This window comes from Nesterenkonia sp. HG001 (genome assembly GCF_034438835.1).
Classification (GTDB): Bacteria; Actinomycetota; Actinomycetes; order Actinomycetales; family Micrococcaceae; genus Nesterenkonia; species Nesterenkonia xinjiangensis.
Genome location: NZ_JAOSZD010000001.1, coordinates 288,417 through 302,116 on the forward strand (window position 1 = coordinate 288,417; position 13,700 = coordinate 302,116).

The 13,700-nt window shown below is 68.4% G+C and carries 14 protein-coding genes and 1 tRNA gene; 2 read left to right on the forward strand and 13 right to left on the reverse strand.

Features of this window, described 5'->3' with window-relative positions; translation table 11 throughout:
* Positions 1-21 precede the first annotated feature (21 nt).
* Positions 22-675, reverse strand: a complete 654-nt coding sequence (locus ODE13_RS01300; protein WP_322477639.1) for a CDP-alcohol phosphatidyltransferase family protein — start codon at positions 673-675, stop codon at positions 22-24.
* A gap of 49 nt (positions 676-724) precedes the next feature.
* The gene (locus tag ODE13_RS01305; RefSeq protein ID WP_322477640.1) at positions 725-1,618 is read right to left on the reverse strand and encodes a phage holin family protein; all 894 of its coding nucleotides are present in this window, start codon (positions 1,616-1,618) and stop codon (positions 725-727) included.
* 214 nt (positions 1,619-1,832) lie between these two features.
* On the opposite strand from ODE13_RS01305, the gene ODE13_RS01310 reads away from it, so the two are divergent.
* Positions 1,833-2,279: a TM2 domain-containing protein gene (locus ODE13_RS01310; protein WP_322477641.1), complete on the forward strand. Its 447-nt coding sequence runs from the start codon at positions 1,833-1,835 to the stop codon at positions 2,277-2,279.
* 67 nt (positions 2,280-2,346) lie between these two features.
* Here ODE13_RS01310 and ODE13_RS01315 read toward each other — a convergent pair whose 3' ends face one another.
* The 4 genes from ODE13_RS01315 to ODE13_RS01330 form a co-directional block, all read right to left on the reverse strand.
* The gene (locus tag ODE13_RS01315; RefSeq protein WP_322477642.1) at positions 2,347-3,150 is read right to left on the reverse strand and encodes a siderophore-interacting protein; all 804 of its coding nucleotides are present in this window, start codon (positions 3,148-3,150) and stop codon (positions 2,347-2,349) included.
* Between the two features lie 277 nt (positions 3,151-3,427).
* On the reverse strand, positions 3,428-4,303 hold the full coding sequence (purU, locus tag ODE13_RS01320; RefSeq protein ID WP_322477643.1) for a formyltetrahydrofolate deformylase: 876 nt from the start codon (positions 4,301-4,303) through the stop codon (positions 3,428-3,430).
* A 112-nt stretch (positions 4,304-4,415) separates the two neighbouring features.
* Positions 4,416-5,006: a TIGR00730 family Rossman fold protein gene (locus ODE13_RS01325; RefSeq protein WP_322477644.1), complete on the reverse strand. Its 591-nt coding sequence runs from the start codon at positions 5,004-5,006 to the stop codon at positions 4,416-4,418.
* Complete coding sequence (locus tag ODE13_RS01330) at positions 5,003-5,521, reverse strand: NUDIX hydrolase (protein WP_416210502.1); 519 nt, start codon at positions 5,519-5,521, stop codon at positions 5,003-5,005. Before ODE13_RS01330 ends, ODE13_RS01325 begins: the two co-directional genes overlap by 4 nt.
* Before the next feature lie 164 nt (positions 5,522-5,685).
* Here ODE13_RS01330 and ODE13_RS01335 point away from each other — a divergent pair.
* Positions 5,686-5,757: transfer RNA gene (locus tag ODE13_RS01335), tRNA-Asn, on the forward strand.
* Between the two features lie 76 nt (positions 5,758-5,833).
* Here ODE13_RS01335 and ODE13_RS01340 read toward each other — a convergent pair.
* The 7 genes from ODE13_RS01340 to ODE13_RS01370 form a co-directional block, all read right to left on the reverse strand.
* Entirely contained in the window at positions 5,834-7,213 is a 1,380-nt protein-coding gene (locus ODE13_RS01340; protein ID WP_322477645.1) for a deoxyribodipyrimidine photo-lyase, read from the reverse strand.
* A gap of 96 nt (positions 7,214-7,309) precedes the next feature.
* Entirely contained in the window at positions 7,310-7,756 is a 447-nt protein-coding gene (locus ODE13_RS01345; protein ID WP_322477646.1) for a peptidoglycan recognition family protein, read from the reverse strand.
* Positions 7,757-8,070: 314 nt separating this feature from the next.
* Positions 8,071-9,198, reverse strand: a complete 1,128-nt coding sequence (locus tag ODE13_RS01350; protein ID WP_322477647.1) for an FAD-dependent oxidoreductase — start codon at positions 9,196-9,198, stop codon at positions 8,071-8,073.
* Positions 9,199-9,220: 22 nt separating this feature from the next.
* Complete coding sequence (locus tag ODE13_RS01355; RefSeq protein ID WP_322477648.1) at positions 9,221-9,667, reverse strand: GNAT family acetyltransferase; 447 nt, start codon at positions 9,665-9,667, stop codon at positions 9,221-9,223.
* The gene (locus ODE13_RS01360) at positions 9,664-10,383 is read right to left on the reverse strand and encodes an SDR family oxidoreductase (RefSeq protein WP_322477649.1); all 720 of its coding nucleotides are present in this window, start codon (positions 10,381-10,383) and stop codon (positions 9,664-9,666) included. The genes ODE13_RS01355 and ODE13_RS01360 overlap by 4 nt, the downstream gene beginning before the upstream one ends.
* A gap of 32 nt (positions 10,384-10,415) precedes the next feature.
* Positions 10,416-12,488, reverse strand: coding sequence for a TRAP transporter permease (locus ODE13_RS01365; protein ID WP_322477650.1), 2,073 nt, complete (start codon positions 12,486-12,488; stop codon positions 10,416-10,418).
* Positions 12,485-13,498 (reverse strand): TAXI family TRAP transporter solute-binding subunit, encoded by a 1,014-nt coding sequence (locus ODE13_RS01370; protein WP_179542296.1) that lies wholly within the window; start codon positions 13,496-13,498, stop codon positions 12,485-12,487. Before ODE13_RS01370 ends, ODE13_RS01365 begins: the two co-directional genes overlap by 4 nt.
* Positions 13,499-13,700: the final 202 nt, after the last annotated feature.

Sequence of the window (13,700 nt, forward strand, 5' to 3'; positions counted from 1 at the left end):
GCTCGTGTCCTCCTGGGATTGTCACCCGCCCGCCCCGTTCGCCCAGAGAGCGCGGTCGCGGGGCCTGATGCCCCGGCGTCGAAGCTGGCGCGCTTTTCCGTGCGCCTTCACAAGATAATCGATCGACGCGGCGATGTGCATCAGACATCCCGCTGCGAGCACGAGCTCCGCTGTGAGCGTCAGCACCGTGTCCTCCAGCTGAGGAGTCCGGGCCAGCAGGATCAGCGGCGCCCCCACCAGCAGACAGGCGGTGCGGATCTTGCCGAGCACCGAGACCGTCAGCTGCGGGGACCCTTTGAACAGCACCACGACGTTGAGGAGGAGCACCAGGTCGGGGATCACCACGGCCAGCACCACCCACAGGGGCGCCACGGAGAACACCACCAGGGTGATGGTGACGATCATCAGCGAGAGCCGGTCAGCCAGGGGATCCAGCCATTGCCCGATGACGCTGAGCTGATCGAAGCGCCGCGCGATGTAACCGTCCACCCAGTCGGTGGCGCTCAGCACCGCCAGCACCCAGAAGGCGGCCAGATAGGCTCCGTCCGCCACAAGCCAGAAGAAGACTGGGAGAAGCAGGAAACGCACGACGGTGATGACATTCGGGATGGTCCAGAATGTCTCATGCAGGGTGTACTCGAATCCCTCCCGGGTTCCAGCACCGATGAATCTCACGGGGTCCTCTGCTGGTCTCGCTCGGTGGGGAGCCCCGACGCCGTTCGGCTCAGCGCCTGGTCAGCTCGCGCAGGAACACAGCTCCCGCTGCGGCCGAAGCGCCCAGCACGGCCAGCGGCTTCCAGCGGGCTGCGACGAAGTCCCCGGCCCCGGAGGTGCTCGCATCTCCCGGGGCCCGGCCCTGCGCGTCGGCCGAACCTGTGGACGCACCGGGTGCGGGCGCCTCGTGCGTCTGGTCTTTGCGTCCGGCCGTGCGCGCCTTCTCCCTCAGCCCGGCGACGGCGCCCTGCGCCTCGGACTTCAGGGAATTCTTGTCGCTGCGGTCACGGATCTGATCATGCAGGCTGCCGAGATGGTCACGGCGCTGGGTGGTCCTGCGCAGCAGCTCGCGGTACGGCGGCTTCTTCGGGCTGCCCGCACCGGCAGTCCTGGCCTCCTGCTTCTTGCGCTCCTGAGCCTCCCGCTTGGCCTCTTCCTTCTTCCGACGGCGCTCAGCGTCCTGCCTGTCGAGCGTGCGCGGGTCGAAGCGGCTGCCCTGCTGGGCCACGCCCAGGTCCAGGCGCAGCCCTCGGATGGCGTCCTCGGGCATCAGTGGCATGGCCTTCTTCAGACGAAGCAGCCCCACGAGCACGAAGATCGCCGCGATGAGCAGGAATATGCCGGCCACGATGAGCGCGGCCGCCCAGAGCTCGAAGATCAGGCCGAAGGCGGCGACCGCCGCCACGATCAGCGCGACCACCAGGAACGTCACGAAGACCAGACCGACGACCATCAGGCCGGCGGCGATGCCGGCCGCGATGCCCTTGGTCTTCATCTGGCCGACGGCCAGCTGGATCTCATCATTGATCTGCTTCGGACCCAGCCGCAGCACGACCTTGATCAGGTCGAACAGCGAGGGCCGGGGGGCAGCGGTGCGGGTGTGCCCTGCTCCTTGCTGAGCCAAGACAGCGCCTCCATCCTGAAACGACTGGTCGAACCTGTGAACCTGAGCACTGCCTCATGCGCAGACTCTCGGGACCAAACTATCACCATCGACCCTGGTGACCGGCACCGGTGCGGGCTGAGCGGCCGCCCCCGGCCCCTGCGACGCGCAGGCATCGCACGGACCCGCCGGAGCCCGGCAGCGCGGAGCCCGACGACGCGCCTACCATGGACCCATGGGCGAGATGCATGATCTGGACGACCTCTATGCCAACACGTACACGGAGGAGGATCGTCGCGCCTTCGAGAGCCAGCCGACCTCGGAGAAGAAGTTCCTGATCGCCTGGGCCCTGGCACTGGTCCTGGGCCCGCTGGGTGCCCAGCGCTACTACCTCGGCCGGATCCCCACCGGGGTGCTGAAGAGCCTGATGTTCGGCACGGCGATGGTCGGCTTCGCCACCGGCGCGCTCAACCTCGGCTTCATCTTCATGGGCGTGGTGGGCGCCTGGACGATCATCGACCTCTTCCTGCTGCTCAGCGGGACCATGTCCGATCGCAAGGAGGTGCGGCTCCACGGCTTCCGCCGGTGGGCCGGCCCCTGTGCGGCGATCACAGTCCTCGTGCTGGTCGGCTTCCTCATCGCCGCGCTGGTCATCGGGACCAGCTCCGCAGTCAGCCCCTGACCATCCGAGCGCACAGGGGCCTGCAGCCGACGCTCATGGCCGGCAGGAGTCCGCGGCGGCCGGCGGATCACTCCGGATCGATGCGTCCCACCGGGGTGCGCTTCTCAGCCTGGAACTGGTCCTCCACCCGACCATGGGCCCAGTATGCGGAAAGGGACATCCCCCTGCGCGGCAGACCACGGTCCTCCACGAGCAGCCGGCGCAGGAGCTTCATCTGCTCACGCTCGCCATGGATGAAGACCTGGACATCGCCGGCGGGGATCTCCAGCTCAGCGACGGCATCGACCAGCCGGGCGCTCGTCGAGGAGAAGGCACCGCCACGATGCAGCCACGTCACCTCCACACCGGACGGCGCGGCCAGCGGGATCTCCTCCTCCGGTCCGGCCACCTCCACGACGGCCACGCCCTGCGCATCCGCCGGCATGGACTCCAGCGCCGCAGCGATCGCCGGCAGCGCGGACTCGTCGCCGGCGAGCAGGTGCCAGTCGGCCGCGCCGCGCGGAGCATAGGCTCCGCCGGGCCCGAAGAAGCTGATCAGCTCGCCGGGCTGGACCTCCTGGGCCCAGCGGCCGGCCAGGCCCTCCACCCCGTGGGTGACCATGTCGACCCAGATCTGCTCGGCCGCGTGATCGACGTGCCGGATCGTGTAGGTCCGACTGACCGGCATCTGCTCCAGCGGAAGCTTCTCGCGGAGGGCGTCCATGTCATAGGGGCGCTCGAGACCCAACGCGGGGTCGGCGAAGAGCATCTTGATGTACTGGTCCGTGGCCGGCTTGAACTCGATGCCCTCGAAGCCCGCTCCCCCGAGCACCACACGGACCAGGTGCGGAGTGAGCCTCTGGACCCGCTCCACCTGAAGAAGGTGCTGCACGCGCTCCGGGCGGCCTGCGCCCGGAGCCGGAGGTCCGGAGACGGAGGCGGCCGTCGGCGTCGGAGGGTCGGAGTCTGGGCGAGATGAGGCTGCGAGGGACACGATGCAGGTCCTTTCCACGGTCGGCACCGCGGAGTCTACAGGAAAGGTCAGCCTCACCTGCTGGTCTTGGATAACGTCACGTGCTCATGAGGCAATCCAAGGTCGGACGGCCGGACACCCATGAGGAGACACGGCTCTCAGGACACACCGCCAGGACACACCGCCAGGACACAGCTCAGAAGACGATGGTGGTCTGCCCGTTGCGGATGACACGATCCTCACAATGCCACTGCACCGCGCGTGAGAGCACCGCCCGCTCGACGTCGGCTCCGTACCGAGTCAGCTGGGCGACCTCGTCACCGTGGGAGACCCTGATGACGTCCTGCTCGATGATCGGCCCTTCATCGAGATCCTTGGTGACGTAGTGGGCGGTGGCCCCGATGAGCTTGACGCCACGGTCCTTGGCCTTCTGATAGGGGCCTGCACCGATGAAGGCAGGCAGGAAGCTGTGGTGGATGTTGATCACCGGGGCCCCGACCTGGTCCAGGAAGTCCTCTGAGATGATCTGCATGTAGCGGGCCAGCACGATGAGGTCCACGTTTCCCTGCAGCAGCTCGAGGTGACGGGCCTCGGCGGCGGCCTTGTCGTCCTTGTCCACCGGGACGTGGATGTAGGGGATGCCGAACGGGCGGACGTCGTCGGCGAGGTCGGGGTGATTCGAGATCACCATCGCGATGTCCATCGGGATCTCTCCTCGACGGTGCCGCCAGAGCAGGTCCAGCAGGCAGTGATCGGTCTTCGAGGCGAAGATCGCCACCCGTTTGGGCGTTCCGGCGTCGGTCAGGCTCCAGTCCATGTCGAAGCGGGCCGCGAGGCGGGTCTCCACAGCCTCCTCGACGTCCGGACGCGCCGCCGCGAGGCCCGGCAGGTGGAAGACGGTGCGCTGGAAGAAGCGCCCCCCGGCCACACCGGTGCTGTATTGGTCCAGGGTGATGATGTTCCCGCCCAGGTCCGTGATCACTTCCGAGACGGCGGCGACGATCCCGGGCTGGTCCGGGCAGCTGATGATGAGCCGGGCGATGTCGGTGTGGGACGCGTCGACGGAGGTCATGCTCACTCCTGATCTGAGGACGGCGGGTGCAGGTGCTCCCGGACGGATCACGGCGGGAATCGGCGCCGGGGTCGAAGAGAGGATAGCAGTCGCGGCGGCTCCGGCATGGCGCTCAGATCTTCGAGACGTCCACCTCAGCGCCGGGTTCCGCAGCCGCCTGCTGGGCGCGCGAGCCCAGGCGGGCGATCAGGGGCTCGACGTCCTCCTCCACGATCAGGCTCTCCCTCCGGGAGGAGGAGAGGAAGCCGGCGGCGATCATGTGGTCCACCATGGCCAGCAGCGGCTGCCAGAAGCCGTCGACGTCGAACAGCCCCACAGGTTTGGCGTGGATCTCCAGGTGCTGCCAGGTCCAGACCTCGAAGAGCTCCTCGAGAGTTCCGACGCCCCCGGGCATGGCGAGGAACCCCTCGCCCAGCTCGGCCATGCGGCGCTTGCGCTCGTGCATGTCGGCGACGACGTCCAGGCGCGTCAGCCCAGGATGGGCCGCCTCCCGGTCCGCGAGCCCGCGAGGCATCACCCCATGGACCTCCCCGCCGGCCTGCAGAGCGGCGTCGGCCAGCACACCCATGAGTCCCACCTGCCCGCCCCCGTAGACGACGGTGACACCCTGCCGGGCCAGCCTCTCGCCGAGCCTGCGCACTTCACAGGCGTGCACGGGGTCATGGCCGTGGCTGGAGCCGGTGAAGACCGTCAGAGACCTCACGCCGTGGCCACCTCGGCCTGCAGCGCGGGCAGGATCTCCTCGGACAGCAGCGGGGCGAGGTCCTCCGGAAGCGGCGCGGAGGCCGGACAGAGCCACCGCAGCTCGGCGATCTCGGCGGCCGGGGCGGCGTCGACGGCGGCTGGGGCGGCATCATGGACGAAGACCTCCCCGGTGACGAGCAGCCCCGGCTCGTTGGCCGCCACGGCCTGAAAGGTTCCCAGCGCGCGGAGGTCCTCCGGCCAGAGCTCGACGCCGAGCTCCTCTTCGCATTCGCGCACAGCAGTCTGCACCGGCGTCTCCCCGGGCACAGGTTTTCCTCCGGGGAGCATGAAGCGGTCGGTGCCGCTCTTCCGCACAGTGAGCACCTCGCCTCCGGAGTTGCGGATCACCACCGCGCTCACGTGGATGGTCCCCTGCTCCAGCTGCACAGCGTCGCTCGCCGTCAGGGCGGCAGGCGGGACAGGGCTCTCCGGGGCGGCCTCAAGGGCATGATCAGTGGTCAGCACGGCGTCCATGCTACTCGGGGACCGGCCCGCAGCGACGTCGGCCCACGCCCGGACAGACCCGTCGATGTGGTGGCACGTGGACGCCGCTCGGACCGCCAGGCATGCTCGCCTCTGCCACGGCCACGACGATTTCCCTCGGCCGAGAATCGACTGCTACACTCTTTCAGTCGCATTCCTCCATAGCTCAACGGCAGAGCACTCGACTGTTAATCGAGGGGTTGCTGGTTCGAATCCAGCTGGGGGAGCTCTTCGAGAGGGCGCATATCAGCACTGTCTGATATGCGCCCTCTCTCATGGGAGGCCCGGCCTGCCCTCGGCCCCTCAGCCCAGTGACTGGTAGTGGGCGAGAGCCTCCTGACGGCTCTCCTGCAGCTCGACCACAGGGGCCGGATACTCGGTCGACCCCAGCTCAGGGACCCACCGGGCCACATATCTCCCCTCGGGGTCGAAGCGCTGCCGCTGTCGCTCAGGGTTGAATATCCGGAAGTACGGCGCGGCGTCGACCCCGCATCCGGCGACCCACTGCCAGTTTCCCGGATTGGACGCGGCGTCCGCGTCCACCAGCGTGTCCCAGAACCAGGCTTCGCCTTCTCGCCAGTCGATTCCGAAGTTCTTCACCAGCAGGCTCGCCGACACCATCCGCACACGGTTGTGCATATGCCCGGTCCGCCACAGCTCCCGCTGGCCGGCGTCGACGAGCGGGAATCCCGTGCGCCCCTGGGCCCACGCGCGGAAGAGCTCGGGAGCATCTCGCCGGGACTGCCACGGATAGGCGTCGAAGGTGGGACGCATGTTCTGCTCCGCCATCCGGGGGTGGTGGTGCAGCAGGTGCCAATGGAACTCCCGCCAGGCCAGCTCCGAGAGAAAGTCATCACGATCCGTCCCGCCGGCCCGGACCCCCGAGTGCCAGACCTGCCGGGCGCTGATCTGCCCGAAACGCAGAAATGGCGACAGCCCCGACGTGGCAGGCGCGGCAGGCAGATCCCGTTCCGAGGCGTAGCGTTCGATCCCGCCGTCGAGGAAGTCCTCGAGATGCCGCAGCGCGGCCCTCTCTGTGGGTTCCCAGATCTCCCGCAGCCCGGCCGCCCAGTCGGGGGACGATGGCCTCAGCTCCCACCGGGACAAGTCGCCTGAAGACACACCCAGACCGTTGAGGGAGTGGCGCACGCTCTGCAGGTCCTGACCCCCACGAGGGGCTGGAAGGGGCTCCTGCACGGCACGCGATCGAACGGCCCGCCAGAAGGGGGTGAACACCTTGTAGTGCTCACCCGAGACCGTCGCGACGTCCTCGGGCTCGTGCAGAAGATGACCAGGCCACTCCTCCACCGCCACTCCGCACCGTCGCAGGGTCGTCATGATCTCGGAGTCGACGTCCTGGCCGGCGACGCCGTAGCGCCGGGTCAGGTGAACACGGCTCGCCCGGGCGGCCTCCGCCGTCTCGGCCACGATGCGGCGCGAATCTCCCCGGCGCAGCAGCAGAGGGATCCCGAGCTGCTCCAGCGAGCGGCGCAGGTCCTCCAGCGCCCCGTGCAGCCACCATCGGGCCGCCCCGCCCAGAGGACGCAGGCCCGGCGTGGAGTCCTCGAGGACGTAGAGCGCCACCACATCGCCTCCGGAGCCCAGCCGCTCCAGTGCGGCCGTGAGGGCAGGGTTGTCGGTGATGCGGAGGTCGTCTCGGAAGAGACAGAGAGTGCGATCCATGGCATCAGCCTGTCAGATCCGGGCGGTCTGCGGCAGCGCTCTGCGACTCCGCACGGACCTCACCATGTCAGCTCATGACAGCGGAGCGAGTCGACCTCATCCCAGCCGGGAGTCCACGCCATCACGAATCCGCGCGATCGCGACGGTGCCCGGACACGCCGTCGCCACCACCGAGCTGTGCGGGATGATCTGGGTCTGCGGGTCGAGTCCGTACTCACGGCAGATGCGGGTGCACACGTCGATCGACATCTCATAGGTGCTCGCACTGGGCGACCGGTCGGAGTCCGCAGAGTGCTCGATCCCGATGCTGCGCCGATTCATCGCAAGGTCTCCGGCGTGCCAGGCGGTGTTGGCCTCGCTGACGTACTGATGCAACGCCCCCTCGCCGATGCCGTAGTGTGCGCTCACTCCCGAATCCGGGTCCGCGAACGTCGCGTCGGCCGCTGCGAGGGTGCCCACGATGTAATGGATGACGATCCGGTCCACAGCAGTTCCGTCACGGCCGGCCGTGTAGTTCTCGGTGTGTTTCCAGACGAGGTCCACGGATCAAGTCCCCTTGCCCAGAGGACATCCCAAGGGATTCGCGGGGTTCCTCCGCCGCCCGTCGTCGTCATAGGACGTCGGACGAGTCGCGTCCTGGCTGTCCGGCGCGCCCCCGTGGGGAGCCCCGGCGCCCGCAGGCGCTCCATCGGGTCTTGTGGCCTGAGCCGGAGCCCCGCTGAGTGAGAGGCCGACGGCGGTGGCACCGGCGGCACCGAGTGTGAAGAAGGATCGCCGCGAATAGTCCATGCAGGTCAAGCTACTGCAGTGCCGCACAGGGCTCAAGACGGCGAACCAGGTGGCACACACCGCAGGTCTCACACGACACGGAACTCGCGAGGCACCTCGCCCTCCCCGGTCACAGCGGCCAGCGCGAGCTCACCGATGAGCGGGGCGAACTTCGCGCCGTGGCCGGAGCAGGGAGAGACCACGGTCAGCCGCTCGTACCGGTCGATGAGGAAGTCCTCGGAGGCCGTGTTCGTGAACAGACAGGTGGTCTCTGCATAGGGCGCTGGTTCCACTCCGGGGAGGAACTCCGCCACGAACCCCGTCACCCGACGGCGATTGGCCTCGTCGACCCTGCCGTCCTGAGCCGCCGCCGACGGGATGACCTTCCCGCCGTTGAACTCCGCGACCTTCTGGCCCGCGTGGCCGGCGTCGCGCCCGCCCGGCAGGCCATAGACGGTGATGTCCGCCGAGGAGTGGATGAAGGTGGGCCAGGCAGCGGCCTCCCCCGCTCCTCCGCGGTACGGAAAGTGGAAGGCCTGCTCCTGGCGGACCTCGACCGCGTGCGAAGCCGGAAGGAAGCCGGCTGGCAGCGGCAGTTCACTCAGCAGCTGCGGCAGCCACCCTCCGGCACAGACGATCAGCTCCCCGGCCTCGCAGATGCGCCCGTCGGTCGAGGTCAGCCGATGCCCGGTCCGGGTTCTCTCCACACGCCCGACCTCCCAGCCGGTCTCCACGTGGGCTCCAGCCTCTCGTGCCAGGTCGAGCATGGCCTGGACTGCGGCCTCGGGGTCGATCACGCCGGCCCCGGAGTCCCAGAGGACCTCGGTCTCGAAGGCGAACATCGGCCACCGCCGACGGGCCTCGGCGTCGGAGAGCAGCTCATGAGCCACGCCGCAGGACTCCAACACCTCGGCGAGCGCGGTCGGCCGGCGGAGCGCCCCGTGGTCCACGGCGCCGGTGAGGGTGAGTGCCTGGACTCCGGACGATTCGTGGAGCTCCTGCCAGCCGGCCTCCGCACGGACGACCATCTCGGTGTAGAGGCGACTCGGGTAGGCATGACGGAAGATCCGCGCCGAGCCATGGGAGCTGCCCTGGGCGTTGGCCGGGACGTCTCGCTCGAGGACGGTGACCTCATGTCCGGCCTGCGCCAGGCGCCAGGCCACCGATGCTCCTGCCAGTCCCGCACCGATCACCACGTGGCGGCTCCCGGTCATCATCCTTCTCCATCCTGGCCCGAGCTCACAGGAACCGTCCCAGTGTGACGACGTCCTGCTCCGAGTAGCCCAGCCGGTCGTAGAACTCGCGGACGGTGGTGTTCTCCCGACGCACCATGAGCATCAGCTTCGGGATGCCTCGCTCCTGCAGCCACGTCTCGGCGGCGCGGACCAGCCGCTCCCCGATGCCCTGACCACGCAGCGTGACGGGCACCGCCAGGTAATAGATCCATCCGCGGTGGCCGTCATGCCCGACCATCACGGTGCCCAGCAGCTCCACCGGCGGGGAGGACCCACCACCGGGACGCAGGCACAGCACTGTGGACTCCTCTCCGTCGAGCGCGCGCAGACAGTCCGCCTCCGGGTCGTTCCAGGGGCGGGTGAGGCCCGCCTCGTGCCAGAGCGCCGTCGCCGTCGGCACCAGATCGCGCGGAAGCACAGCGATCTGCTGAGCAGCGGTCTCCCCGCTCACCGATGCACCGGCCGGATGGAGAGGTCCTCAACCATGGACGCCTCGGGCATGTCCACCGCCAGTCGGACCGTATCGGCCACCGACTGCGGGGCGATGTAGATGCTGCTGTCGTAGTCCCGGTTGCCCATCTGCGACTGCAGCTCTCGCTGCATGTCCGTGTCCACCCGTCCCGGGTGGATGGAGGTCACCCGGACGGTGCCGCGCTCCTCGTCCCGCAGCGCGTCCGTGAGCGCGCGCAGGGCGAATTTGCTGCCCGAGTAGATGCCTCCGCCGGCTCGGGAGGTGTAGCCGGAGCCGGAGTTGATGGCGATGACCTGGCCGCGGGCCGTGCGCAGGGCCGGCAGGGTCAGCCTGGTCAGCTCGGCCACGGCGAAGACGTTGACCTCGAACATGTGCCGCCACCGCTCCAGCGACGCCGTGCCGACCTCTCCGGAGCCGGCGACCCCGGCAGAGTGCACCAGGACGTCCAGTCGTTCCAGACCGGCCTCCTCCAGCGCGGCAGCGACCGCTTCGGCATCCGTGAGATCGGCGACGAAGGGTCCGGCGCTGGGCAGGGTCGCGACGACCTCCGAGACGCGCCCGGCCGACGTTCCGCCGACCAGCACATGGTGGGTGCGGCCGAGGTCCTCGGCGATCGCCCGTCCGATGCCACGAGTGGCACCCGTGACCAGGGCGAGGGGACGTTCCAGGGCAGCGGCAGGATTCGATTCGCTCATGCTCCCAGCCTAGCGATCTGGCCGGAAGGCCGTCAGGCGCGGACGTCCCGGACGTCAGCAGGGTCGACATCCTCGGCCTCGGAGCCTCGACCCGCGCGGCGGCGGACGAGCTGCATGACCACTGCCACTCCCATCGCCGCCAGTCCTCCCAGCGAGACGGTCAGCTCCGGATAGATCAGGGCCAAGCCCCCGCCGACCAGCAGGAACCGCTCGAGCAGGCTGCCGCGCACCACCAGATGCCCGGCCAGCCCCGAGGAGACCCCGATCATCCCGATGATCACGGTGCTCAGGGCGGTCACCAGCTCCACCCAGGTGCCCTGGAGCAGCAGCGCCGGCTGCAGGATGAACACGTACGGGATGAGGAAGCCGGCGACGGCGATGCGCAGGGCCGTCACGCCGGCCGCCATCGGATTCGCATTGGCGATGCCCGCACCCGCATAGGCCGCCAGACACACCGGTGGCGTGATGTCGGCGAGTATCCCGAAGAAGAACACGAACAGGTGGGCGGCGATCAGCGGAACGTCGAAGTTGTTGTACAGGATCGGTGCCGCCACCGTCGCGGTGACCACGTAGTTCGCCGTGGTGGGAAGCCCCATGCCGAGCACGATGCAGGCCACCATCACCATGACCAGCACCAGCAGGAAGCTGCCGCCGGCGATGTCGACCAGGCCACGGCCCAGCTGACCTCCCAATCCTGTCGCCGTCACGGTGCCCGCCACGATCCCGGCGGTCGCACAGGCGGCGATCACCGGCAGCGCGGTGCGCGCACCCGCGATGAGCAGCTCGAGGAGCCCCCGAGGGCCCAGCCGGGTGGAGGAGCGCAGAAAGCTCAGCACGAACGCAGTGGCGATGCCCAACAGCGCCGCGCGCATCGGAGACATCCCCGAGAGCAGCGTGCCGATGATCACGGCCAGCGGGAGCAGCAGGTCAGCCCGGGTGACCAGCGATCGGATGCTGGGCAGCTCATCGACGGGCAGACCACGGATCTGGTTCCGTTTGGCCTCGAAGTGGATGGAGAGGAACGCACCGAGGAAGTAGAGCAGGGCGGGGATCACCGCGATGACGATGAGGTCGTTGTACTCCACATCAGGCACGTTCTGAGCCATGATAAACGCCGCCGCGCCCATGATCGGCGGCATCATCTGCCCACCGGTGGAAGCGGTGGCCTCGGTGGCCGCCGCGACATGCGGCTTGAAGCCGGCCTTCTTCATGATCGGGATCGTGAAGGAACCGGAGGCCACCGTGTTTGCCACGGAGGAGCCCGAGACCATCCCCTGCAGGCCTGAGGCCGCGATGGCCGCCTTCGCCGGGCCGCCGGTGAAGCGGCCGGCCGCGCGGAAGGCCAGGTCGTTGAAGAACTGGCCGATGTTGGTGCGCAGCAGCACCACCGCGAAGAAGAGGAACAGGAAGATGAAGTTCGAGGACACCTGGATCGGCGTGCCGAACACACCCTGCCCTGTGGAGAGGAACGTGCTGGTGGCGAAGTTCTCCATCGAGATGCCGCGGTGTGGGAACAGCGGGCTGTGGTTGCCGAAGATCGCATAGACCATCGCCAAGGTGGCGATGATGACGATCGGCAGCCCCACACAGCGCCGAGTGGCCTCCAACACCAGCAGGATGCCGGCGACCGCCACGATGTGGTCCAGGTCCGTGTAGCCGAGGATCTGCACCGCGTTGCCGGTCAGACGCCCGTACTCGACGAAGATGTACAGATTGCAGAACACCCCGGCGGCGGCCAGCAGAACGTCGTACCAGGGCACTCCGCGGCCGCGTCCGAGCAGCGCATCTTTCCACAGCACTCCGGTGCTCGGCAGCTCCAGCAGGCGTCTGCTCACCGGGTAGAGCAGGAAGATCAACGACGTCGCCCCAGCCAGGTGGAGCGAGCCGTGCATCCAGTTGTTGAAGGGGCGTTCCAGCGCCGCATACAGGTGATAGAGGGTGAAGACCACCGAGATGGCCCCCACGAGCCAACCCCACCAGCCGAGGTCCGTACGGAACCGGCTGGAGGTGTCGTGCTCGCGGAGGACCTTCTCGGCCTTCTCCTGGGCGTCACCGCCCGCCTTCATACCTGCCGGGAGCTTCCCCGGGGCAGGTGCGTCGCTCACGGCAGGTCGACGCCCTGCTCGTCGTAGTAGCGCTCGGCACCCGGGTGCAGCGGCACGTCACCGAGGCCCAGCAGAGCCTCCTCGATGTCGATGGAGTCGCCGACGTCCAGGGTGATCTCCTCAGCGTGGTCGAAGATCGCCGCGGTGATCTCGTAGCCGAGGTCCTCGCTGACCTGCGTGGTCGACGCCGCCAGGGCGGCGAACACCGAGACGGTCTCGACGTCCTCGTCGAGGAAGTCGTAGGCCTCGGTCGAGATGTCGTAAGGCTCAGCACCGGAGTCTCCCGAGATCTCATCGGCGATCTCGCCGTCGAGAGCCAGCAGGTCCACATCGGTGGAGGCCGCCAGCTGGGTCAGACCGGCCACCGGGGTGCCCACGACGAAGATCGAGGCGTCGATCTGGTTGTCGGCGAGCATCTCGGTGGAGGCGCCGAAGTCGGTGACCTCCGCGTCGTAGTCGCCCTCCTCCAGGCCGTGGGCGGCCAGGATGGCGTCGGAGATGGCACGGGTGCCGGAGCCGGCGTCGCCGACTGCGATGGTCGCGCCCTCCAGGTCAGACACCGACTCGAAGCCCGAATCCGCACGCACCACGATGTGCGCGGCCTCCGGGTAGAGGTTGGCGATCCAACCGATGTTGTTCAGCTCGACGCCGTCGAGATCGTCCAGCTCACCGTTGACGCCGTCGTTGGCGGTGTCGTTCTGGGTGAGACCAAGCTGCCACTCCTCCTGGAAGATCTGGCCCAGGTTCTCGCCGGAACCGCCGGACTCCACGTAGTTGACGGAGTCGGCGCTGGTGTTGGCCTCGAAGATGTCGGAGAGCTCACCGCCAAGCGGGTAGTAGGTGCCGGCGGTGCCGCCGGTGCCGAAGGTCAGATCGGTGACGAAGTCCTCGTCACTGCCGACCTCGACGTCCTCGCCGTTGCCCTCGGCGTCGTCGTCGCCGCCGCATGCGGACAGGGCGACCATTGCTGCGGCCGCCGTCATGGCGGTGGCAGTGCGTCGGATCCTCATGGGTGTCCTCCTCAAGAACGTGATGCGAGCAGGTCAGAACGGGGGTCCCCCTCCGACCTCGTCCAGTAAGGCTATGCGAGAGTCCGCCTCCACGGGGAGCCGAGCGCCCCTGGTGACAGAATCGTTACCTGCTTCACATCTGGAGGAATCATCCGAAGCCGGCCCAGGCGTCATCCCAGGCGTCATCCCGGGCCCATCCGGC